Below are 25156 nucleotides of genomic sequence, written 5' to 3' on the forward strand. Positions count from 1 at the left end.
GCCGATTTCAGGCAGGAACCCCATGATGGACGCCTTCGAACTCCCCCGCACCCTGGTCCAGTCCCTTCAACGCCGCGCTGCGCAGACACCGGATCAGGTCGCGTTGCGCTTCCTCGCCGACAGCGCCGAGCACAGTGTGGTACTCAGCTACCGCGACCTGGACCAACGCGCCCGCACCATCGCCGCCGCCTTGCAAGCCAATGCCGGCCTTGGCGAACGGGCGGTGCTGCTGTTCCCCAGCGGCCCGGACTACGTCGCAGCGTTCTTTGGGTGCCTGTATGCCGGGGTGATCGCGGTGCCGGCGTATCCGCCGGAGTCCACGCGCCGCCATCACCAGGAGCGCCTGCTATCGATCATCAGCGATGCCGAGCCGCGCCTGTTGTTGACGATTGCCAGCCTCAGCGAGGACCTGGCGCAGATTGAAAATGCGCCGCCGGTGCTGAGCGTGGACACCCTGGAGGCGCAGCTTGCCGAGCACTGGGTCGAGCCCCAGTTGCAGGCCGACGACATCGCCTTCCTGCAATACACCTCGGGCTCCACCGCCTTGCCCAAGGGCGTGCAAGTCAGCCATGGCAACCTGGTGGCCAACGAAGTGCTGATCCGTCGTGGCTTCGGTATCGACCTCAACCCCGATGATGTGATCGTCAGCTGGTTGCCGCTGTACCACGACATGGGCCTGATCGGTGGTTTGCTGCAACCGATTTTCAGCGGCGTGCCCTGTGTGTTGATGTCGCCGGCCTATTTTCTCGCCCGACCGTTGCGTTGGCTGCAAGCGATCAGCGAATACAGCGGCACCATCAGTGGCGGTCCGGATTTCGCCTACCGCCTGTGCAGCGAGCGGGTCAGCGAGTCGGCCCTCGAACGCCTGGATTTGAGCCGCTGGCGCGTGGCCTATTCCGGCTCCGAGCCGATTCGCCTCGATACCCTGGAGCGCTTCGCGGAAAAATTCGCCGTCTGCGGTTTCACGCCGAACAACTTCTTCGCCTCCTACGGTTTGGCCGAAGCGACCCTGTTTGTTGCCGGCGGCACCCGTGGTTGCGGGATTCCCGCGATGCACATGGACGAGCAAGCGCTGGCCGCCAACCATGCCGAACCGGGCCAGGGCAGTGCGATCATGAGTTGCGGCACCAGCCAGCCGGACCACGCTGTGCTGATCGCCGACCCGCATACCCTCACCGAGCTTGCCGACAATTGTGTCGGCGAACTCTGGGCCACGGGGCCGAGTATCGCCCACGGTTACTGGCGCAACCCCGAAGCCAGCGCCAAGACTTTCGTCCAGCACGCCGGCCGCACCTGGTTGCGCACCGGTGACCTGGGTTTCATCCGCGACGGCGAGGTGTATATCACCGGTCGCCTCAAAGACCTGCTGATCGTGCGCGGCCACAACCTCTACCCCCAGGACATTGAACAGACCATCGAGCGTGAAGTGGAGGTGGTGCGCAAAGGTCGCGTCGCCGCCTTTGCCGTGAATGACCAGGGCCTGGAGGGCATCGGCATTGCTGCGGAAATCAGCCGCAGCGTGCAGAAAATCCTGCCGCCAGAAGCACTGATCAAAGCGATCCGCCAAGCGGTGGCCGAGTCCTGCCAGCAAGCCCCGAGCGTGGTGGTGCTGCTTAACCCCGGTGCGCTGCCGAAGACGTCCAGCGGTAAGGTACAGCGCGCAGCCTGCGCGATTCGCCACGCCGATGGCAGCCTCGATAGCTATGCGCAATTCCCCGGAGTACAAGAGGCTGCGAGCGGCGCGGCGCTGGCGTCTGATGTGCAACAACAGATCGCGGCGATCTGGTGCGAGCAATTGCAGCTGCCCAGCGTGGCCGCCGATGACCATTTCTTCCTGCTGGGTGGCAACTCCATCAGCGCCACCCAAGTGGTCGCCCGCCTGCGTGAAACCCTGGGCCTGGAACTGAACCTGCGCCTGCTGTTCGAGGCACCGACGCTGTCTGCCTTCGCGGCGGGCGTGGCGCAACTGCAACAGGACGGCGGCGTCGCCCAGGGCGTGATTCACGCGTTGTCGCGCCAGGAAGAGCTGCCCCAGTCTCTGGCACAGAACCGCCTGTGGATCACCTGGCAGTTGGACCCGCACAGCAGCGCCTACACCATTCCCGGCGCCTTGCACCTGCGTGGCGAGCTGGATGAAGAGGCGTTGCGCGCAAGCTTCCAGCAACTGATCCAACGCCACGAAGCCCTGCGTACGCGCTTTTACGAGCGCGATGGTCAGGGCTTTCAGCGTGTCGAGGCCGCGACGGATTTTGCGCTGCAAGTCATCGACCTCAGTGACTTGCCCGCTGCCGAGCGCGAAGCGCGTGCGCAGCAGATTCGCGAAGATGAAGCGCGTACCCAGTTCGACCTGGAGAAAGGCCCGCTGCTGTGGGTCACCCTGGTGCGCCTGGACGATGAAGACCACCAACTGCTGGTGACGCTGCACCACATCATTGCCGACGGCTGGTCGCTGAATATCCTGATCGACGAGTTCTCGCGCCTGTACGCCGCTGCCGTCCGAGGGCAGCCCCTTGAGCTGCCGCCGCTGGCCCTGCACTACGCCGACTACGGCAGCTGGCAGCGCCAATGGCTGGCCGAAGGCGAAGGCTCGCGCCAGTTGGCGTACTGGACGGCGCAGTTGGGTGAGGAGCATCCGGCCTTGAACCTGGCCACCGATCATCCGCGTTCGGCCCAGCATCGGCACAGCGCCTCGCGCCACAGTCTGCGTCTGGATACACGCCTCAGCGCCGCGATTCGCCAAACCGCTCAGGCTCATGAGTCGACCCCGTTCATGCTGTTGCTGGCGGCGTTCCAGACCTTGCTTCATCGCTACAGCGGCCAGCGCGATATTCGCATCGGCGTGCCCAATGCCAACCGCCCGCGCCAGGAAACCCAGGGCCTGATCGGTTTCTTTATCAACACCCTGGTACTGCGTGCCGAGCTGGACGGGCGCCTGCCGTTCGACCAACTGCTGGCCGCCACCCGCCACAGTGCGTTGGGGGCCCAGGCCCATCAGGACTTGCCCTTCGAACAATTGCTGGAAGCCTTCCCCCAGGCCCGTGAACAGGGCCTGTTCCAGGTGATGTTCAACCACCAGCAACGTGACCTGAGTGCCTTGCGCCGCTTGCCGGGGCTGTTGGCCGATGAACTGCCATGGCACAGCCGCGAAGCCAAGTTCGACCTGCAACTGCATAGCGAGGAAGATCACAACGGGCGCTTCAGCCTGTCGTTCGACTACGCCGATGAGCTGTTCGAAAGCGCGACTATCCAGCGCCTGGCCGAGCACTACGTCAGCGTGTTGCAAGCGGTCTGCGAGCAACCGCAACAGGCCATCGGCGACCTGCCGTTGATGTCGCCCGGCCAGCAGCAACCCTGGGGCGAAGCGCCCTGCGAGCCGGCCCGGCAGTGGTTGCCTGAGTTGCTCAGCCAACAGAATTCGGACGCCACTGCGCTGGTCTGGCAGCACGGCAGCCTGACCTTCGCCCAACTGCATACCCAGGCCAACCGCCTGGCTCACTACCTGCGCGACAAAGGCGTCGGCCCGGACGTGTGTGTGGCCATCGCCGCCGAGCGTTCGCCGCAACTGCTGATCGGCCTGCTGGCCATCATCAAGGCCGGTGGCGCCTACGTGCCGCTCGATCCGGATTACCCTGCCGAGCGCCTGGCCTACATGCTCAAGGACAGTGGCGTACACCTGCTGCTGACCCAAACCGCGTTGCTGGAGCAGTTGCCGACTGCCGAAGGCGTGTGCGTGATCGCCATGGACAGCCTGCACCTCGACAGCTGGCCAACCCAGGCACCGGGCTTGCACCTGCATGGCGACAACCTTGCCTACGTGATTTATACCTCCGGTTCCACCGGCCAACCCAAGGGCGTGGGCAACACCCATGGCGCGCTGGCAGAACGTTTGCAGTGGATGCAGGCCACCTATCAATTGAATGAAACCGATGTACTGATGCAAAAGGCGCCGATCAGTTTCGACGTGTCGGTGTGGGAGTGTTTCTGGCCGCTGATCACCGGTTGCCGCCTGGTGCTCGCGGGGCCGGGTGAACACCGCGACCCGCACCGCATCGCGCAGTTGGTGCAGGAACATGGCGTGACCACGCTGCACTTTGTGCCACCGTTGTTACAACTGTTTATCGATGAACCGCTGGCAGCCGAATGCACCAGCCTGCGCCGTATGTTCTCCGGCGGCGAAGCCTTGCCCGCCGAGTTGCGCAACCGCGTGTTGGCGCAGTTGCCGGCAGTGCAGTTGCACAACCGTTATGGCCCGACCGAAACCGCAATCAACGTCACCCATTGGCATTGCTCCGCCACTGATGGTGAGCGCTCGCCGATTGGTCGGCCGTTGGGCAATGTGATCTGCCGCGTGCTCGACGAGCAGCTTAACCCGCTGCCGGCCGGGGTGCCGGGCGAGTTGTGCATCGGCGGCATCGGCCTGGCGCGTGGTTATCTTGGTCGTGCCGGGCTGACGGCCGAACGCTTTGTTGCGGACCCCTTGGGTGCGGCGGGCGCACGCCTGTATCGCACCGGTGACCGGGCGCGCTGGAGTGCCGATGGCGTGCTTGAATACCTCGGGCGCCTGGACCAGCAGGTCAAACTGCGTGGGTTCCGGGTGGAACCGGAAGAAATCGAAGCACGCCTGCTGGCCCAGGACGGTATCGCCCAAGCCGTGGTGCTGGTGCGCGACGCGCAGTTGATCGGCTATTACACCGCCCACACCGAACTGGATGAGCAACAGGTCAAAACCGCCCTGGCCGCCCAATTGCCGGAATACATGGTGCCCGCGCTGCTGATGCGCCTGGACGCCATGCCGCTGAGCCCCAGCGGCAAGCTCGACCGGCGCGCCTTGCCCGAGCCGGTCTGGCAAACCCGCGAACACGTCGAACCGCACACGCCTTTGCAGCTGCAAATCGCCGCGATCTGGCGCGAGGTCTTGGGCCTGCCGCGCATTGGCCTGCGCGATGACTTCTTCGCCTTGGGCGGGCACTCGTTGCTGGCCACGCAAATCATCTCGCGCACCCGCCAGGCGTGTGACGTAGAGCTGCCGTTGCGCACCCTGTTCGAAGCCAGTGAATTGGGTGCCTTCGCCGAGCAGGTCGGGCTGATCCAGGCGGCGGGGCAGCGCAACCAACAAAGCGCAATCGCCAAGGTCGACCGCAGCGCGCCGGTGCCGTTGTCCTATTCCCAGCAGCGCATGTGGTTCCTCTGGCAGATGGAACCGGACAGCCCGGCCTACAACGTCGGCGGCATGGCGCGCCTGCGCGGCGTGCTGGATGTGCAACGTTTCGAGGCGGCGTTGCAGGCATTGATCATGCGTCACGAAACCCTGCGTACCACCTTCCCGAGCGTTGACGGCGTGGCGTGCCAGAAGGTCGCACCGCAGACCGGCGTGCGCATGGACTGGCAGGACTTCTCAGCGCTGAGCGAAACCGAGCGCCAACAGCGTTTGCAGCAACTGGCGGATCAAGAAGCGCACACGCCGTTCAACCTGGAAACCGGGCCGCTGCTGCGGGCCTGCCTGGTCAAGGCCGGCGAGCAGGAACACTACCTGGTGCTGACCCTGCACCATATCGTCACCGAAGGCTGGGCCATGGACATCTTTGCCCGTGAACTCAGCGCCTTGTACGAAGCTTTTATCGACGAACGCGATTCGCCGCTGGTGCCGCTGCCGGTGCAGTACCTCGACTACAGCGTGTGGCAGCGCCAGTGGCTGGAGTCCGGCGAGCGCCAACGCCAGCTGGATTACTGGACCGCGCAACTGGGCACTGAACATCCTCTGCTGGAACTGCCCGGTGATCGCCCACGGCCTGCGGTACAAAGCCACCAGGGCGAGCTGTACCGCTTTGACCTGAGCGATGAGTTGGCGGCCCGCGTGCGCGCCTTCAATGCCGAGCGCGGCCTCACGCTGTTCATGACCATGACCGCCACCCTGGCCGTGTTGCTCTACCGCTACAGCGGCCAGACCGACCTGCGCATCGGCGCGCCGGTCGCCAACCGCATTCGTCCGGAAAGCGAAGGGCTGATCGGCGCGTTCCTCAACACCCAGGTGCTGCGTTGCCAGCTCGATGGGCAGATGAGTGTCGCCCAGCTGTTCGAGCAAGTCCGTCATACGGTGATCGAGGGCCAGTCTCACCAGGACCTGCCGTTCGATCATCTGGTGGAAGCCCTGCAACCGGCGCGAAGTGCCGCGTATAACCCACTGTTCCAGGTGATGTGCAACGTGCAGCGCTGGGAGTTCCAGCAGAGCCGCCAACTGGCGGGCATGACCGTCGAGTACCTGGCCAACGATGCGCGGGCGACCAAGTTCGACCTTAACCTGGAAGTCACCGACCTCGACCATCGCCTGGGTTGCTGCCTGACCTACAGCACCGACCTGTTTGATGAACCGCGCATTGCGCGCATGGCCGAACATTGGCGCAACCTGTTGCACGCCTTGATCGCCAACCCGCAGCAGCGTCTCAGCGAATTGCCGTTGTTGAGCGCAGATGAACAGCGCGCATTGCAGGACAGCCTCGGGGTTGAGAAGGGCGAGCATCGCCTCGACCAATGCATCCATCAGCTGTTCAGCCATCAAGCCAGCCAGCGTGCCGATGCCCCAGCGCTGACCTTTGCCGGTATGACCCTCACTTATGCAGAGCTGGACGCCCGCGCCAACCGCCTGGCCTGGATGCTGCGCGAGCGCGGGGTGGGCCCGCAGGTACGGGTCGGCCTGGCACTGCCGCGCTCGCTGGAAATGGTCATCGGCCTGCTGGCGATCCTCAAGGCCGGTGGCGCCTACGTGCCGCTGGACCCGGAATACCCGTTGGACCGCCTGCATTACATGATCGAGGACAGCGACATCGGCCTGCTGCTCAGCGATGCGGCGATGTTCGAAGCCCTCGGCGAATTACCGACGACCGTGGCGTGCTGGTGCCTGGAAGACGACCTGCCGGTGCTGGAGAATTACCCTGCCGATGCGCTGCCGTTTGTGAGCCTGGCGCAACACCAGGCGTACCTGATCTATACCTCCGGCTCCACTGGCAAGCCCAAGGGCGTGGTGGTGTCCCACGGTGAAATCGCCATGCATTGTCAGGCGGTGATCGAACGGTTCGGTATGCGTCCGGATGACTGCGAGCTGCACTTTTATTCGATCAACTTCGACGCCGCCACCGAGCGTTTGCTGGTGCCGCTGCTCAGCGGTGCCCACGTGGTATTGCGCGCCCAGGGCCAGTGGGATGCCGAAGAAATCTGCGCGCTGATTCGTACCCATCGCATCAATGTCCTTGGCTTTACCCCCAGCTATGGCAGCCAGTTGGCGCAGTGGCTGGCGACCCGGCAGCAGACCTTGCCGGTGCGCATGTGCATCACCGGTGGCGAAGCCTTGACCGGCGAGCACCTGCAACGTATTCGTGCGGCGTTCATGCCTGAGGTGTTCTTCAACGCCTATGGCCCCACCGAAACCGTGGTGATGCCGCTGGCCAGCCTGGCGCCGCAGCAGTTGGAGGAGGGCGCCGGCAGCGTGCCGATTGGCAGCATCATCGGTGAGCGCGTGGCCTACATTCTCGACGCCGACCTGGCGCTGGTGCCCCAAGGCGCCAGTGGTGAGTTGTATATCGGCGGTGCCGGCCTGGCCCAGGGCTACCACCGCCGGCCAGGGATGACGGCGGAGCGGTTTGTCGCTGATCCGTTTGCCGCCAAGGGCGGGCGCCTGTACCGCACCGGCGACCTGGTGCGTCAACGCGCCGATGGCCTGGTGGAATACCTGGGGCGTATCGACCACCAGGTGAAGATTCGCGGTTTCCGTATCGAGTTGGGCGAGATTGAAACGCGCTTGCTCGAACATGCCGCCGTGCGCGAAGCGGTAGTGCTGGCCCTGGATGCACCGAGCGGCAAGCAACTGGTGGCGTACCTGGTCAGCGATGCCGAGCCTGTCGCCTTGCGCGAGGCGCTGAAGGCGCACCTCAAGGCGCAACTGCCGGACTACATGGTGCCTGCGCATTTGATCGTGCTGGACAGTATGCCGCTGACCGCCAACGGCAAGCTCGACCGCCGCGCCTTGCCTGAGCCGGACCCTGAGGCCAATCGCCAACACTACGTAGCGCCACGCAATGCGCTGGAACACAGCCTGGCCGCCATCTGGTGCGCGGTGTTGAATGTGAAGCAAGTCGGCCTCGACGATAACTTCTTTGAACTGGGCGGTGACTCGATCCTGTCGATCCAGGTGGTCAGCCGGGCGCGCCAGGCCGGGATCCATTTCAGCCCCCGTGACCTGTTCCAGCACCAGACCGTGCAAACCCTGGCCGCTGTCGCCACCCGTTCGCAGCAGGTCACCGCTGAGCAAGGTGTATTGACCGGCAGCTCTGGGCTTACGCCGATCCAGCATTGGTTCTTCGACACCGATATTACGGCGCGCCAGCACTGGAACCAGGCGCTGGTGCTCAAGCCATTGCAACTGCTCGACCCCCATCGCCTGGAGCAAGCGTTGCTGGCGGTGCTGGAACATCACGACGCGCTGCGCCTGAGCTTCACCCGGCGCGACGCGCAGTGGCATGCCGAACACCTGGCCGTGCCGGAAGGCGGCGTGCTGATGCAGGCGCAGGTGCGCGACATGGAGCAATGCACCGCGCTGTTCACCGATACCCAGCGCAGCCTCGACCTTGAGCGCGGGCCGCTGTTGCGTGCGTTGCTGGTGGACGGGCCGCAGGGCCAGCAGCGCTTGCTGATCGCGATCCATCACCTGGTGGTCGATGGCGTGTCGTGGCGTGTATTGCTGGAGGATCTGCAAAACGTTTATCGCCAACTCAGTGACGGCCAGTCTGTCAGCCTGCCGGCCAAGACCAGCGCGTTGCGCGATTGGGCCGCGCGTTTGCAGGCGTACGCCGGCAGCGAATCCCTGCGCGAAGAGTTAAGCCTGTGGCAGGACCAGTTGGCCGGCCCGGCCGTGACACTGCCGGTGGCACGCGCGCAAGGCAGCTTGCGCAATCGTGACGCCGAGACGGTCAGCGTGCGCCTGGACGCAGAGACCACGCGCCAACTGTTGCAGCAAGCGCCGAGCGCCTACCGCACCCAGGTCAACGACTTGTTGTTGACGGCCCTGGCCCGCGTGCTGTGCCGCTGGAGCGGCCACGACTCGGCGTTGATTCAGCTGGAAGGCCACGGCCGCGAACCGTTGTTCGATGAGATCGACCTGACGCGCAGCGTCGGTTGGTTCACCAGCGCCTACCCGTTGCGTCTGACCCCGCTGGCCGAGCAGGGCGCCTCGATCAAGGCGATCAAGGAGCAACTGCGCGGCGTGCCGCACAAGGGCTTGGGCTACGGCGTGCTGCGCTACCTGGCGGACGACCTGTGCAAACGCAGCATGGCGGCATTGCCAGGCGCCGACATCACCTTCAACTACCTCGGTCAGTTCGACCAGAGCTTTGGCGCCGAGGCGCTGTTCCACCCGCTGGATGAGTCCGCCGGCCTGGCCCATGATCCGGACGCACCGCTGCCCAATGAGCTGAGTGTCGACAGCCAGGTCTACGGCGGTGAGCTGGTGCTGCGCTGGACCTTCAGCCGTGAGCGCCACGATGCGCACACCATCCGCAATCTGGCCGACGCCTACCTGGCCGAACTGCGCAGCCTGATCGCCCATTGCCTGCAGGACGATGCCGGTGGCCTCACACCGTCCGATTTCCCCTTGGCGCACCTGACCCAGGCGCAACTGGATGCCTTGCCGGTTCCGGCCAGCGCCATCGAAGACGTCTACCCGCTGACCCCGATGCAAGAGGGCCTGTTGCTGCATACCTTGCTGGAACCGGGCACCGGCCTGTATTACATGCAGGACCGTTACCGCATCAACAGTGCCCTGGACCCCGAGCGTTTCGCCCAGGCCTGGCAAGCGGTGATCGCCCGCCATGAAGCCTTGCGCGCTTCGTTCTGCTGGAACGTCGGCGAAGACATGCTGCAAGTGATCCACAAGCCCGGCAGTACGCCGATTGAATACCTGGACTGGAGCGCCGACCCGCAGGATGAGCAGGAACCGCGCCTGCAAGCGTTGCTCAAGGCCGAGCGTGAAGCAGGATTCGATCTGCTCAACCAGGCCCCGTTCCACTTGCGCCTGATCCGCGTGGGGGAGGCACGTTACTGGTTCATGATGAGCAACCACCACATCCTCATCGATGCATGGTGCCGTTCGCTGTTGATGAATGACTTCTTCGATATCTACATGGCCCTGGGCGAGGGTCGCGACGCGCAACTGGCGACGCCGCCGCGCTACCGCGACTACATCGCCTGGCTGCAACGCCAGAACCTCAATGAAGCGCGCCAGTGGTGGCAACAAAACCTGCAAGGCTTCGAACGCACCACGCCGATCCCGAGCGATCGCCCGTTCCTGCGCGAACATGCCGGCGGCAGCGGCGGCATGGTGGTGGGCGACTGCTATACCCGCCTCGATGCCCGTGACGGTGCGCAACTGCGTGAACTGGCGCAGGCGCACCAGCTCACCGTCAACACCTTTGCCCAGGCGGCATGGGCATTGGTGCTGCGTCGCTTGAGTGGCGATCGCGATGTGTTGTTCGGTGTCACCGTGGCCGGGCGCCCGGTAGAGATGCCCGAGATGCAACGTACCGTCGGCCTGTTTATCAACAGCATCGCACTGCGGGTGAAACTGCCCGAGGACGGCCAGCCTTGCAGCGTGCGCCAGTGGTTGAGCGCCTTGCTCGACAGCAATATGCAGCTGCGCGAGTACGAATACCTGCCGCTGGTGACCATCCAGGAGCACAGCGAATTGCCCAAGGGCCAGCCGTTGTTCGACAGCCTGTTTGTGTTCGAAAACGCCCCGGTGGAAGTCTCGGTGCTGGACCGTGCGCAAAGCCTGAATGCCACCTCGGATTCCGGGCGTACCCACACCAACTTCCCACTGACAGCCGTGTGTTATCCGGGCGATGATCTCGGTTTGCACCTGTCTTACGACCAGCGTTATTTCGACGAAAGCACCGTGCAAGGCATGCTCAGTGAGTTCAAGCGCCTGCTGCTGGCGCTGGTGCAGGGCTTCCATGGCGACATGGCCGAGCTGCCGCTGATGGGCGAGCAGGAACGTGAATTCCTAGTGGAAGGCTGTAACCAGAGCGCACATGCCTACCCGCTGGAGCGCAGCTACATCGAGTTGTTCGAGCAACAGGTGGCGCAACATCCGCAGCGTATCGCCGCCAGTTGCCTCGACCAGCAATGGAGCTATGACGAGCTGAACCGCCGCAGCAATGGCCTGGGCCACGCGCTGATTGCGGCGGGTGTGGGCCTGGACCAACCGGTGGCGTTGCTGGCTGAACGTGGGTTGGACCTGCTGGGCATGATCATCGGCAGCTTCAAGGCCGGTGCCGGCTACCTGCCGCTGGATCCGGGGCTGCCGGGTCCGCGCCTGAGCCGCATCATCGACCTGAGCCGCACGCCCTTGCTGGTGTGCACCGAGGCGTGCCGGGAACAGGCCATCGAACTGCTCGAAGGGGTCGATTGCCAGTTGCTGGTGTGGGAGGAAATCCCTGCCCGTGGCGAAAACCCAGGTGCCTACAGTGGCCCGGACAACCTCGCCTACGTGATCTATACCTCGGGCTCCACCGGCTTGCCCAAGGGCGTGATGGTTGAACAGCGCGGGATGCTCAACAACCAGTTGAGCAAGGTGCCGTATCTGGGTCTGAGCGACGCGGATGTGATCGCCCAGACCGCTTCGCAAAGCTTTGATATTTCCGTCTGGCAGTTCCTCGCCGCGCCTCTGTTTGGTGCGCGGGTAGATATTGTGCCGAACACCATTGCCCATGATCCGCAGGGGTTGCTGGCGCACGTTCAAGCACAGGGCATCACTGTGCTGGAGAGTGTGCCGTCGCTGATCCAGGGCATGTTGGCCCAGGAGCGTATCGGCCTGGATGGTTTGCGCTGGATGTTGCCGACGGGTGAGGCAATGCCTCCGGAACTGGCGCACCAGTGGTTACTGCGCTATCCGCAGATTGGTCTGGTTAACGCTTATGGCCCGGCGGAGTGCTCGGATGATGTGGCGTTCTTCCGCGTCGACCTGGCCTCGACCCGTGGCACTTACCTGCCGATTGGTACGCCGACCGACAACAACCGTTTATACCTGCTCGATGGCGCCTTGGAGTTGGTGCCACAAGGAGCTGTCGGCGAATTGTGCGTCGCCGGCACCGGTGTCGGTCGCGGCTACGTCAGCGATCCGCTGCGCACCGCCCAGGTGTTTGTACCCAACCCCTTTGGCGCGCCCGGCGAGCGCCTCTACCGTACCGGCGACCTGGCGCGGCGTCGCAGCGATGGTGTGCTGGAGTATGTCGGTCGTATTGACCACCAGGTGAAGATTCGCGGCTACCGCATCGAACTGGGTGAAATCGAAGCGCGCCTGCACGAGCAACCGCAGGTGCGCGACGCGGCGGTGGGTGTGCAAGAGGACGTCAATGGCAAACATCTGGTTGGCTATCTGGTGGCTGCCGACGCCACGCTGGACCCGAGCGAACACTTGGAGCGCATCAAGCAACGCCTGCGTGCCGAACTGCCCGAATACATGGTGCCGCTGCATTGGCTATGGCTTGATCGCCTGCCCCTGAATGCCAACGGCAAACTCGACCGCAAGGCCCTGCCGGCTTTGGAGATCGGCCAGTTGCACAGCCAGGACTATGTGGCGCCGCGCACTGAACTGGAAGCCACGTTGACGGCTATCTGGGCCGAAGTGCTGAAAGTCGAGCGGGTAGGGGTGCAGGACAATTTCTTCGAACTGGGTGGGCACTCGCTGCTGGCTACGCAGATCGCTTCGCGGGTGCAGAAAACGTTGCAGCGCGATGTGCCGCTGCGGGCGATGTTCGAGTGCAGCACGGTGGCGGAGTTGGCCGCGTATATCCACGGGTTGGCCGCCAATGAAATCAGTGCCGAGAAGGTGGATCGGTTGAGTGATTTGATGGCGGAGTTGGAGGGGCTCTAAGGCGCAAAGGGCGCTGTCCGTTGGTCGGGCAGCGCCGTTTTTTTAGCGCGAACTGTCAATTCTGACAGTAGGCGGGGGCGAAAAAATAGGACTCACTTAAGGGAGTGCCTTGGCCGGACTGGGCTGGTCGAGGATACCTACCTCTCTTGAACACGGAGTTCTGAAAGTGGCCAAGCAAACATCCATTCCTGAAACCCCCTCAAATACCGACAATGCGTCAACGCCTTCAATTACGCCACAGCCGCAGGCGCTAGAAGTCGACGCGCCCATCATCTCCAGTGAGCTGTACGGGACGATTACGGCAGAAGCGATGGAGAAGGACTCATACCTGACTGTCGACTCGCGCATGGACAGGTTGGACATTACCGTAAAGTTCAGCATAAAGGAGGCGCCAGAGATCCGCTTGAATGATGTTGTTGACTCAAGCGGGCAGCCGGGTGCCAGGGAAATCCTGATTCCGCAGAAATACCTGACCATGTCCATGGGGTACACGCTGATCGTATGGTACGAGGGCACAGTGAGCGGTAAACCAGCCGTTTCACTGACCAAGGAAGTGGGGGTGACTTTTTACTCTGCAGAACAAAGTAAAGCGCTAGCGCCTCGATTAAGAGATGAAAAGATATTCCAAAATACGCCAACCTATGACATGCACGATCACAAAGGCGATGAGATAGTTGAAATACCTATTCCTCCACTTGCCCAGGTTGGAGATAAAATTTATTGCAGTGTCGTTATTGAGCAATTCAGTGGAAAACCCGTTTTCTATATCGTGGCTTACGGGTATGCATTAACGCTCGAAGATATAGCATCAGGCGAAAAACTTGAATTTCCGATTCCTCGTGGTTGGCTGGCACGTCAAAAGCCACGTTACGAATCAATTACTTGTCAGGCTGCCTGGATCACCAGTGGCGAGGAGCCCCAACCGCCGGCTGAAGTTGAAAACCCTGATGAAGAGACCCGTCTTCCCAGGAACGCTCTTCAAATCCAACATCGTCGTACCGCTGCTTTCATTGGGGATCAAGGCCTGGAGAATTTGCTGCCTCCCCATTTGCGGCAGTCTGCGTTTTTCGATGATAAGTGGTGCCTCAATCCGGAGCTCACTAAAAATGGGGGAGATATAGATGCGCCGGAGCTGGACACTTATGCCGGTGATCAGATCTGCTTCTACGTAAGGGGTCCCGGCTACGGATCGAAGTTACTGGGTTGTGTGGATATTGAAAGCGATGGGGACCCGGCGTCCGTCAAGTTACCGCGCTGTGTGATTGCTTGTTTCTTTAATAAGCCGATGACGCTGAGCTATACCGTTCAATTTCCTAATCTGATGGGTCCAGAGCCTCAGTCGCCGGAGCGGGTGGTCGATGTGCTGAAGCCTAGACTTTCCAAGTCGGAAATTGCAGAGGCCACTCACGGCAAGGTTAACCTCAATATTTTCGATGAGGACGCATCGGCGTTTGTTCATATTGGCGACTATGCCACATGCTCAACGTTCTGCTGGATGTGGATCACCGGTGAACATGAGGACGGAAGTAGCTACCAATCGGAAATTTTGACGAAGGCGCCTGTTACTGAGGACTGGAAGAATAAAGGTGTTGAGACGTTTATCTCGAGAGACAAGCTGCAACAACTGGCTGATTGCAGTGATTTTGAACTGCATTTTGCCGTGAGTTTCTGCGAGGCCTCTGACCGATCAGAAGCTATCGAGGCTCCGGCGGCGACTTTCCATATCGTCCAGGAAGACCTGGTGCTGCCCACGCCCGAAGTCGACAAGGCTGAGGGTGATGAATTGGAACCCTGGAATGCGCGAGATGGCGTAGACGTGGTGGTGAGTTATCTACGTATGAGCGACAGGCAAACCATCGAGCTTTGCTGGAAGGATGATGAAGACAATTGTTGGCCGTTGGATCCTCAAACCGGTGACAGAACAGGCTCTGTCACCTTCCGTTTGCCAGCGCCAGCGGTGATTGCTTCCATCGGTAGCTCCGTGGAAATCAAATACACAGTGACCACCCGCTGTGGGATTAAAACGTCCGAAAGTCTGCTGTTGAAAGTCCTCGTGCCCCACCGTTTACCGACTCCTGTGGTACGGCAAGCGACACCGGTCGCTACTCAGGATGGTGTTCTGAACCTAAGTGCGTTTGCCGGCAACGCTGATATCGACGTAGAGAAGTGGTGGTTTATCCTGCTGCAGCAGAAAGGCAGGATGCGGGCGGAAGGCACTCGACAAAACGGTGGTCTCTACGCCTTTGATGTGTATCTGAAAAAGCCAGTGACAGATACCAGCGCAGGATTATCAGATATCGTGAAGCGATCTGACTTGGCGGTTTTGAAGAATAACTCTGCGCTGACGTTTACATTTTTTGCCAGGCCCAACCCGCGTTCTGACCAAGGTTACGAGGTCATGTTCCCATCGTTAAGGTTGATTTTCCGTTCTGAGTACCGGGATTTCACATCGTTTACAGGCGGCAGTCGGAATGGTTGGCTCGATGGGGCGGCCTCTCAGGGGGAAAACAGATACGCCTCGTTTTTTGGAAAGTCTTGCATCGCCAACGGTACTGCCAGTTCAGGCACCGCTGGCGTCATTCTATACAAAAATGTGACTGGGCTTGAGGTGGGGCGTAGTTATCGCTTCAGTATGCTTGGCTGTACTTATAACGGGGCTGCCCCGTTCCCACAGTTGTCGCTACGTACGAATGCAGGTGCCGTTACTGCGGCAACGCTGTTCACAGCCATGGCGTGGAAAAGAATAGAGGGGGTCTTCGTCGCTTCCAGCTCGTCGATGCAGATGCAAGTTGTGTCTCACCTCGCTTCGGGAGCTAGCGGTAATGATTTCGCGATGACGGACCTTTTGATCGAGGACGCATGACCTTGATAACAGCCGATTGAAAACGCTCCCGCCATTGGCGGGAGCGTTTTTGCACCTACTGTGGAGTTGCAGGGATCTTCAGGCGTAGTGGGTACTGTCCGATGGTCGGAGAATACGTTCTCCAACTGAGAACTGTGAATTCTGACAGTAGGAAAAGAGGCGTTTTTTCGATGTGATAGGACGGTGTCGATCAGGACTTACACCTGTACCTCGGCATTTCCTGCCAATTGAAAAAGGACCTCTCCTCATGCCCAAATTATTGCTGGATCTGCCCGAGCCAACGCTGGTTGAGGCTGACGAAAATGGCCGTGTCGATTCACTCACTCTGCTAGACGGAGGCAATGTCAGCGTCTGCTACGACGACATGCAGGCAACTGACAGCATCACTCTGAATTGGCCACTGGCGGGCAGCGCTTATCCGCCGATACCACCCCAGAATGGCAACGACGCTGGTTGTATCAACATTTATATCCCTGCCGAATACATAGCACTATGGTTGGACAATTACGTGTTGTTCACTTACACCGTTACCCGAAACGGGGATGATCAAACGTCCTTACAAGGTCAAGTATGGATCAGCCTGCCCTCGAACCTGCCTCAGGTGCAAATTCTCAAAGCAACCGATGGCAAACTGGATCTTTCTTTGTTGTGCTGTAAAGATCCGATTCTTTACATCCCATCCTGGGCATTTGCCGACACAATCCAGACGATCGACTGCTATATAGGCGGCATCTATCCCGATGGGTCCAAGGCCAGACTCTACCCATTCGAGGATGAACCGGTTACCGACGAAGACATACGCCTGGGCTGGCGTCGAGCAATCCCTCGGGAGTTGTTCCAACAACTTAAACATGACAGCGAACTGTTTGTTTTGGCCTCCGTGCGCTTCAGCCGGGCCACTCCCTATAGATCGTTCCCCTCGCTAGTGTTGACATTGCTCACCGAGCCTCACCTGGAACTGTCGCCACCTGACCTCAAGGAAGCTGCACACACCGAGTTCGACGGCTGGGTGGTCAACCCCATAAACACGGTTAACGGTGCGCATATCACTGTGGGGTATGAGGGCATATGCAGCGGTGATACGGTATGCCCGAAGTCTTCCGGGACGCCGGGGCCAGGAACGCCGGTGCTGGAGTGTCGCCAACCGGTTGAAGGTGAAACCAGCCTGGTGTTTGCAGTATCGCCTTTAGCGATTCGTGCCAACTTTGAGCAAACCATTACCTTGACTTACGGCGTCACGCGTTGCGACGGCAGCCAATGGTCTTCACCCGAACGCAGGGTGAAAGTGCTGGGCATCACGGGCTTGCCAAAATCGAATATTGAACAGTCCACAGGCAACCGTCTGGACCTCAATACCTTTCGTGGCGACGCAAAGGGCGTGGTGCCCATTTGGAGTTATGCCATTGAGCTGGACTGCTGCTGGATGTGGGTAACCGGTACGCTTGAGGATGGCAGCGACTATTGTTTTTATGTGTTGGAGGCCGAGCCGCTTAAAGCCGCCTGGTTACACGATGGGGTCGATACACCGATCTCCAGGGCCAAGCTGCAAAAGCTGGCGGATTGCAAAGCGTTTGAGCTGCATTTTGCCGCGAACTTCGATGGCCAGTGTACGTGGGAGACTGCCGTCGAGTTCCCGGTTCGGACTTTCAGCATCGAGCAGGAAGCTTTGACACTGCCCCCTCCCAGGGTATGTGAAGCAGTGGATGATCAACTGACCATCTGGAATGGCCGGGACGGTGTAACGGTGCGGGTGGAGTATGAGCGGATCAGCCCTCATCAGACGATTCAGGTAAAGTGGATCAAGGCGGACGGTACGAGCCTGCCGTTGGAATCAAAACCGGGCAACAGTGATCCGGGCTATGTTGATTTTGCGATCCCGCGTGAAGCGGTGATTCAGGGCGCAGGTAAAACCATCCTGATCAACTACATAGTGACCAGTACTTGTAAGTTGGCGCCGTCGAAGACGCTTGGGCTGAAGATCAGTGTGCCGACCCGGTTGCCGACACCCGTTGTGCCAGAGGCTACGCCACCTGCTACTCAAGGCGGGATTTTAGATCTGCAGACTTTTACCGGTGATGCGCATATCACCGTGTATGACGCAAACTTCGACAAAGCGTGGTGGTTTGCTTTTGAAGGGCAAAATGCTTGGCTACGTGTTGTCGGGACTCTCGAATCCGGTGCCCCCCATACAATCAACGTGCGTATGGACCCACGCGTAATTTCAGAGGAAGTCGATAACGGGTTATCGGCAGTACTGCTGCGATCTGAATTGGAAAAATTGAAAGATCACAGCCCGTTGACTGTTTTTTGCGAGGTCACGACTGACGGGAGTTCAAGTGCGACGGGCGCAGTGCGGTTCCCATCATTGGAATTGACAGTCATTGTGCCCCCCAAAATTCGCTATGAAAACTTTACTGGTCAGCCGACCCGACTGATTTCTGCAGGCGCAAGTATTAGCATCCCGACGATGAACATACGTTTTCTATCTGGGCCAGGAAAAATGGGTATCTCAACGTATCCATCGACACCAGGGATGCTAGAGGGGCAGGCACTTGTTTTTGCTGATGGATTAGGCCAGGCACCGAGTCATCAAAGAGTGCGCCTTGATTTAACCTTTACATGTAAGCGTGTGAAGTGTGCATATACCTGGAATCACTATCCTACGACAGTGAGTTTTTACAGTCCGTCTGGCGGATATTTAGGTGCAGTAAATTTAAATGGGAGTCCTTTGAATAGTTGGATCGATTTTTCTGCACCGGTAGGTTCGGTAATAGGCTACATAGAGATATCGTCTGGCGATTGGATGTACTTTGATTTCTTTACCTTCTGGTTGTAGCTTCAGTCAGCTTGACTAAACGCCCACCTGCTTAGGGTGGGCGCTTTATGCACGTCGTTTTTATCAACTTACTTCGGCCCCAAAATCTTCACCAACTTCTCCGGCGACGGCGCCCCCTGTTGCTGCTGCAATCCACCCTTGTCATCCAGATAGAAAATCGCCGGCGTTGCTGACAACTCCAGTTCATCCATCAACTTCATATTGGCATCGAGCTTGGCCTCGACCTCGGCCGGGATCTTCTCCAGCGCCTTGAGCTTACTGCCCTTGCCGGCGGCTTCGTGTTCTTGCAGGGCTTTTTGCGGGTCTTTGGCGGCGAGCAGGGCGGCGGATTTGCCTGGGCTGTCTTCGCGGATGATGCCGACCATGATGTGGCGCAACTGTACCTTGCCGGCCTTGACCCACGGCCGCGCCTGTTCCCAGAACATGTTGCAGTAGGGGCAGTTAGGGTCGCTGAACAGGTACACGGTGCGCGGGGCGTTTTTATCACCGTCCTGGATCCAGCTGCTTTTTTCCATCTTGGCCCAGACTTCCTTGGCCATGGGTGCGTACACCAGTTTTTCCAGGGGCGCGGTGCTCAGGTCATTGCCCTGGGCGTCGTACAGGTTGCCGGCGATCACGTTTTTGCCGTCGGCGGTCAGGTACAGGGCCATGCCACGGTTCTGGTATTGCGCGGCGTAGCCGGTGAGGCCGCTGGGGGCATCGAATTTACCGATGATCCTGGCGCCCTTGGCTTCGATCTGTTTGATCGGCGCCGGCCAGTCTTCGGCCTGGGCCAGGGAGGCGGCGAGCGTCAAGGGCAGCAGGGTCAGCAGGTGGCGGAGGCGAGGCATGTCGGTTTCCTTGTCGTGGTGTCATCGAAGGGTTCCATGGCCCGGGCCAGGCTGGCTTCGGAGAGTTCGCCCAGGTGGCTGTTGATCAGGCGCCCATCGGCTTGGTAGAACAGCGTGGTCGGCAGGGCCATGGAGCCCACGGCCTGGCCGAGGCGGCCGCTGGCGTCGAACAGCACGTTGTCCAGGTTCAGGCCCTGGGTGGCCAGGTAGGTGCTGACGCTTTGCATGCTCTCGGCCTGGTTGACGAACAGAAAGGTCACGTCGGGGCGCATACGCTGGGCGTTTTCCAGCACGGGCATTTCGCGCCGGCACGGCGGGCACCAGGTGGCCCACAGGTTAATCACCAGCGGGCCACCCTGGTAATCCGCCAGTTGCACCACCTCGCCATTGGCGTTGCGCAGGGTGATGTCCGGCAGGCGCGTGCCTTTTTCATACAGGCTGAGGGACAGGCTGGCCATGCCCCAGAACAACAGACCGGTGATCACCCCGGCGCTGAGCGGCTTGCGCAGGGCCGGGCGACGCCAGCCATACGCCAGCGCGCCGAGCACCAGTGCGATGATGCCGGGCCAGGCGAGGAAGCCACCGTCACGCAGGTCGACCATCTCGACCCAGTCGTTGCTGTAATAACTCCAGTACATCAGCACGAAGCTGACGCGGGCGGCCAACATGCCCAGCAGGAACAGGCTGAACAGCACCGATTCGGGGTTCTCACCGCCACGCTTGGCCACGCGCCAGCCCACCAGGGTGGCGAGAATCAGCGCGCTGATCAGCAGGATGTGATTCAGGGCGATGGCGAATGTGCCGATGGTCAGGGTCAACATCAGCGCGCGTCTCGGGTTTGCGTCCAGCGTTGCAGGAAGGCGGCGGCATCCACTTCGCCGGTGATGCGTTGGGCGCGACGTTCATCACCGTCCGGGCCGATCCACACGAAGCTCGGTGGCCCCGGCACCTTGTAGCGGCCCAGCAGTTCGCGGCTGGCAGCGTTGTCGGCGGTGACGTCCAGGCGTAGCAGGCGCACGTCTTTGAGCGCGTCCATCACCTCGGGTTTGCCGAACACCTGTTTTTCCATGATCTTGCACGACACGCACCAGTCAGCGTAGTAATCCAGCAGCACCCATTGGCCCTGGGCCTTGGCGCTGTCGAGCTGGCTTTGCAGCACGGCCGGGTCATTGATGGTGGTGAAGGCATCGTGAGCGCTCGGTGCACCGGCGACCTTTGAGCCGCTGTAAACCTTCAACGGTTGCCACAGCTCATCGCTGCCACCGGCTGCGCCCACCACCAGTATCGCGCCCCACAGGCCCAGCACCAGGGAACCTGCGCCGAACACCTTGGCGGCCAGGCCGAACTCACGGGCCAGTGTCCAGCCGCAGTACGCCATCACCAGCGCCAACGCACCCCACAGGCCGATCCACAGGCTGTCGCCGACCACTGGGCGAATCATCAGCACGGCGGTGCCCAGGAACAGGAAGCCGAAGATACCCTTGAGCACGTTCATCCAGGTGCCCGGCTTGGGCAGGAAGCGATTGCCCACGGTCACCAGCAGCAATAGCGGAATGCCGATACCGATGCCCATGGCGAACAGGATCAGGCCACCGTGCAGCGCATTGCCGCTCTGGGCGATATACAGCAGGGCGCCGGCCAGGGGCGCGGTCATGCACGGGCCCACCAGCAGGCCGGACAGCGCGCCGAGCACACCAGCACCCACCAGGCTGCCACCGCTTTGCTGGCGGCTGACGTTATCGAGACGGTCGCGCAGGAAGGCGGGCAACTGCAATTCAAAGAAGCCGAACATCGGCAGGGCCAGCAGCACGAACAGCGCGGCAAAGCTGCCAAGGATCCACGGGGTTTGCAGCAGCGCGGCGAGGTTGGCGCCAAGCAGCGCGGCCATCACACCCAGGCCCGCATACACCAGTGCCATGCACACCACGTAGCTACCGGCCAAGGCAAAACCACGGCGCGGGCTGGCGCCACTGCCGACTACCAGGCCGGCGAGAATCGGCAGCATCGGCAGCGAGCAGGGCGCAAACGCCAACAACAGGCCCAGGCCAAAGAAGATCAGCAGGCTCCAGCCCAGGCTGCGTTGTTGCAGGCCGCTGGCCAGGCTTTGGTCCTGGGCCTGCGCGGTAGCGGCTACGGCCGGGTTGCCGCCCAGGTCCACGGTGATCGACTGCGGTGGATAACACAGGCCCGCATCGGCACAGCCCTGCCAGCCCAGCTTGACCTTGCCGGTGGCGCCGGCCGGGATCTTCACTTCCAGGCCCTGGCGATACACTTGCTGTTCGCCGAAGAACTCATCGCTATGGGCTTCACCCTGGGGCAGCACGGGTTGTTCGGCCAGGCCGTCGAACTTCATGCGTTGCTGGTACAGGTAGTAACCGTCGGCTATCTGCCAATACAGTTGGGTTTCGCCACTTTCAAGACGTTCGGAGGTAAAGGTGAAGGCTTTGCCCACCGGGAGAAAGTCGGGTTTGGTTTCGAAGGGGTTGCCCGGCGCTGCCTGGGCGAATCCTGCGAACAACACCAGCAGAAAGGTAAACAGATGCCGCATGGTCAAGCCTTAGTTCGATGCAAGTGAGGCACACAATGTGTGGCGCTGATTAACCGATGATTAACCGGACGCTATTCTAGAGTGTAGGGATAATCTGATGTTGTGAACTTTAGCGGCATAATGCGCGCTTAATCTGGCGCTTTTCTAATCACCCCCATCTTTCATGAAGGGTTCAGCATGCACGTACTGGTCTGTGAAGACGACGAACTGATCGCCAGCGGTATCGTGGCCGGCCTCGGTGCCCAGGGCTTTACGGTCGAGCGCGTGGCCACGGCCGCAGCCGCCAGGGCGATGCTCAAGGCTGCAGCGTTCGACATCATGGTGCTCGACCTCGGCCTGCCTGACGAAGATGGCCTCAAGCTGCTGCAACAACAGCGCAGCCAGGGCCTGGAAATTCCCGTGCTGATCCTCACCGCGCGGGACTCGGTGACCAACCGCGTCGACGGCCTGCAAGCTGGCGCCGATGACTACCTGCTCAAGCCCTTCGACCTGCGCGAACTCGCCGCCCGCCTGCAAACCCTGTTGCGCCGGGTGGCGGGGCGCAGTGTCAACCTGATCGAGCACGGCCGCCTGGCCTACGACCCCAGCAGCCGCGAGACCTTCCTGGATGGCCGGCCGGTGGACCTGTCCCGTCGCGAACAGGCGCTGTTGCAGGCGCTGCTGCACAACAAGGGCCGTGTGTTGTCCAGCGAGCAGCTCAAGGACAGCATCTACGGGTTCAGTGATGAGCTGGAAAGCAACGCGCTCAACGTGCATATCCATCACCTGCGGCGCAAGTTGGGCAATGGCATCGTCGAGACCGTCAGGGGCTTGGGCTATCGCCTGGGGCCGGCTGATGCAGGAGAGAACACTCAGTGATGAGCTTGCGCCTGCGCCTGACGTTCAAGCTGGGCGCCGCTTTTGTGCTGATCTGGGTGCTGGCGGCCGCCTGGATGCTCAACGATTTGCGCAACCAGATGATGTTCTCCCTCGACCAGCGCCTGGTGGCCTCGGCGCGCATGGTAGCCGGGCTCACCGAGCAGATGCCGGGTTTGGCCAGCGTCAGCGGTGGTGCACATTTGCGCACCGAACAATTGAATGTGCCGGGGGGCATGGCCTGTCAGGTCAGCTCCTTGCGCGGCGAGATCCTGGCACGCAGCCACACGACCCCGGATGAAGGTCTGGAGTCGCGCAGGAGTGGTTTTCGTGACCAGATGATCGATGGCGTGGGTTGGCGCAGTTTCACCCTGTCCCGGGGCGACCTGCTGATCACCACCGCAGACCGCCAGGTGGAGCGTGAGGCACTCAACCTGTCGATCCTGCTGGCAGCATCGGTACCGGTCGGCGTGGCATTGCTTGGTTGCCTGTGCCTGTTGTGGCTGGGCATCGGCCAGAGCCTGGTGCCGCTCAATCGTATGCGCGACGCCTTGATGCGCCGCAGCGCCGACTCTCTCGAACCCTTGCAGATTCACCCGTTGCCCAGCGAGCTCAAGCCGTTGCTCGACACCCAGAACCAACTGTTGCAGCGCATCGCCAAGACCATCGAGCGCGAGCGCCGCCTGACCGGTGACGCGGCCCATGAACTGCGCAGCCCGTTGACGGCAATCAAGACCCACCTGCAAGTGGCGCGCATGACCGAAGGTGCGGCGCGCGACCAGTCGCTGGCGCACGCCGAGGAGGGAGCCGACCGCTTGCATCGCACGCTGGAGCAATTGTTGCTGTTGGCGCGGGTGGAGGGCAGCTTGTCGTTTGACGATGGCTTGCAGTCCAGTGCCGAAGAAGTCGCCAGGTTGGCGATCCAGGACGCCAATGCCGGTGACAATTCCCGTATCGATCTTATTCTTGCGCCGGACCTCTCCCACGTTCCGGTAGAAATGCCCGTAGGCCTCGCCGTCGCGGCCTTGCGTAACCTGCTGGACAACGCCTTGCGCCATACCCCCGCCGATACCCGCGTGGAACTGCACGTGTTTTCTACCCCGGATAACGTGGTGTTCCGCGTGCGTGACCATGGCAAGCAGATCTCCAGCGAAGACCTGCAATACCTTACCCAGCGCTTCTGGCGTAATGGCAACAGCGAAGGCTGCGGCCTGGGCCTGGCGATCGTGCAGGCGATTGTGCAGCGCTGCGCCTGCTCGCTTGAGTTCGACAGCCAGCCGGACGGCTTGCGGGTTGAGCTGGGTATGCCGCTGCGCCGCTGACCCTTGCTTTTCATGTGCCAAGTAATTACCGCCCGCCTGACATTCAACCCTTCAGGATGGCGGTAATTTTTTTGCGCTTGAACGGGCCGAATGATTCGGCCTGAAATGAAAAGGACGGTTCTTATGTTGGTTATCGACACCAGTTTCCCAGCCAGGGATTTCAACGACCGCCAAGGTGAATCCGTGCAGCAGGTTATTCTGCACTACACCGCGGCGCCTTTTGCTTCGTCCCTGCGTACCCTTACGCAACATGGCGTCAGCGCCCACTATCTGCTGCCCGACCCCGATGAATCCAGCTACCGCGCCGCGGGTTATGAAGAGTTGCGCGTGTTTCGCCTGGTGGATGAGGACAAACGCGCCTGGCACGCGGGAGTGAGCCATTGGGCGGGGAGGGATGACCTCAACAGCCGCTCGATTGGCGTTGAAATCGTCAACCTGGCGCGGGATGACGCGGGGGTATTTACCTTTCCCGAATACTCCCCGGCACAGATCGATGCGTTGATTGCATTAGTCCGCGACGTGCTTGCACGTTATCCGCAGGTCGGCCCGACTGACCTGATCGGGCATTCGGATGTGGCCTATTGGCGCAAGAGTGATCCGGGGCCGCGGCTGCCCTGGCGTGTTCTGAATGAGGCCGGTATTGGGGCCTGGTTTGATGAGCCAACACGGGCGATGTACCAGCGCCGCTTTTGTGTCGGCTTGCCACCAGAGGTTGAGGTAGAGCGGGCGTTTCAGCGTTTTGGCTACAAGCCCGCGCAGAATCGCCGAGCCTTTGAACAGCGCACCCGGGCGTTCCAGATGCATTTTCGGGCTAGGGATTATTGCGGGTTCCTGGATGCAGAGAGCTGCGCGATCTTGTATGCACTGAACGACAAATACCGCGGGCTATGAAGTGTGGGAGGAGGCTTGCTCCCACATTTGCATCTTCATTCTTCAGTTATCGATCGCCGCCCCCTAAATCCTGTTCTAGCTGATGCGTTTCC

At 61.0% G+C, this 25156-nt stretch carries 9 protein-coding genes; 6 read left to right on the plus strand and 3 right to left on the minus strand.

The window, feature by feature from the left end:
* The first annotated feature begins 22 nt into the window (after window positions 1-22).
* The 3 genes from TK42_RS04765 (at window position 23) to TK42_RS04775 (ending at window position 18618) form a co-directional block, all read left to right on the plus strand.
* Window positions 23-12919 (plus strand): non-ribosomal peptide synthetase, encoded by a 12897-nt coding sequence (locus TK42_RS04765; RefSeq protein ID WP_103733700.1) that lies wholly within the window; start codon window positions 23-25, stop codon window positions 12917-12919.
* A gap of 166 nt (window positions 12920-13085) precedes the next feature.
* Window positions 13086-15782, plus strand: coding sequence for a hypothetical protein (locus TK42_RS04770; RefSeq protein WP_103733701.1), 2697 nt, complete (start codon window positions 13086-13088; stop codon window positions 15780-15782).
* 247 nt (window positions 15783-16029) lie between these two features.
* Complete coding sequence (locus tag TK42_RS04775) at window positions 16030-18618, plus strand: hypothetical protein (RefSeq protein WP_103733702.1); 2589 nt, start codon at window positions 16030-16032, stop codon at window positions 18616-18618.
* 68 nt (window positions 18619-18686) lie between these two features.
* Here TK42_RS04775 and dsbG read toward each other — a convergent pair whose 3' ends face one another.
* From dsbG to dsbD, 3 genes are read right to left on the minus strand one after another with little or no spacing between them, the layout of a single operon-like run.
* A complete protein-coding gene (dsbG, locus tag TK42_RS04780; RefSeq protein WP_032880097.1) occupies window positions 18687-19448 on the minus strand; it encodes a thiol:disulfide interchange protein DsbG in 762 nt (253 codons plus the stop codon).
* Window positions 19424-20269, minus strand: a complete 846-nt coding sequence (locus TK42_RS04785) for a TlpA disulfide reductase family protein (RefSeq protein ID WP_032880099.1) — start codon at window positions 20267-20269, stop codon at window positions 19424-19426. Before TK42_RS04785 ends, dsbG begins: the two co-directional genes overlap by 25 nt.
* On the minus strand, window positions 20269-21996 hold the full coding sequence (gene dsbD, locus TK42_RS04790; protein ID WP_005789981.1) for a protein-disulfide reductase DsbD: 1728 nt from the start codon (window positions 21994-21996) through the stop codon (window positions 20269-20271). Before dsbD ends, TK42_RS04785 begins: the two co-directional genes overlap by 1 nt.
* Window positions 21997-22173: 177 nt before the next feature.
* Between dsbD and TK42_RS04795 the strand changes: the two genes are divergently transcribed.
* The 3 genes from TK42_RS04795 (at window position 22174) to TK42_RS04805 (ending at window position 25064) form a co-directional block, all read left to right on the plus strand.
* A complete protein-coding gene (locus TK42_RS04795) occupies window positions 22174-22854 on the plus strand; it encodes a response regulator (RefSeq protein WP_103733703.1) in 681 nt (226 codons plus the stop codon).
* Window positions 22854-24173 (plus strand): ATP-binding protein, encoded by a 1320-nt coding sequence (locus TK42_RS04800; protein WP_078821947.1) that lies wholly within the window; start codon window positions 22854-22856, stop codon window positions 24171-24173. Before TK42_RS04795 ends, TK42_RS04800 begins: the two co-directional genes overlap by 1 nt.
* Window positions 24174-24296: 123 nt before the next feature.
* Window positions 24297-25064: an N-acetylmuramoyl-L-alanine amidase gene (locus TK42_RS04805; RefSeq protein ID WP_103733704.1), complete on the plus strand. Its 768-nt coding sequence runs from the start codon at window positions 24297-24299 to the stop codon at window positions 25062-25064.
* Window positions 25065-25156: the final 92 nt, after the last annotated feature.

The sequence above is a fragment of the Pseudomonas sp. GZJR-8 genome (assembly GCF_002916705.1).
Classification (GTDB): domain Bacteria; phylum Pseudomonadota; class Gammaproteobacteria; order Pseudomonadales; family Pseudomonadaceae; genus Aquipseudomonas; species Aquipseudomonas synxantha_A.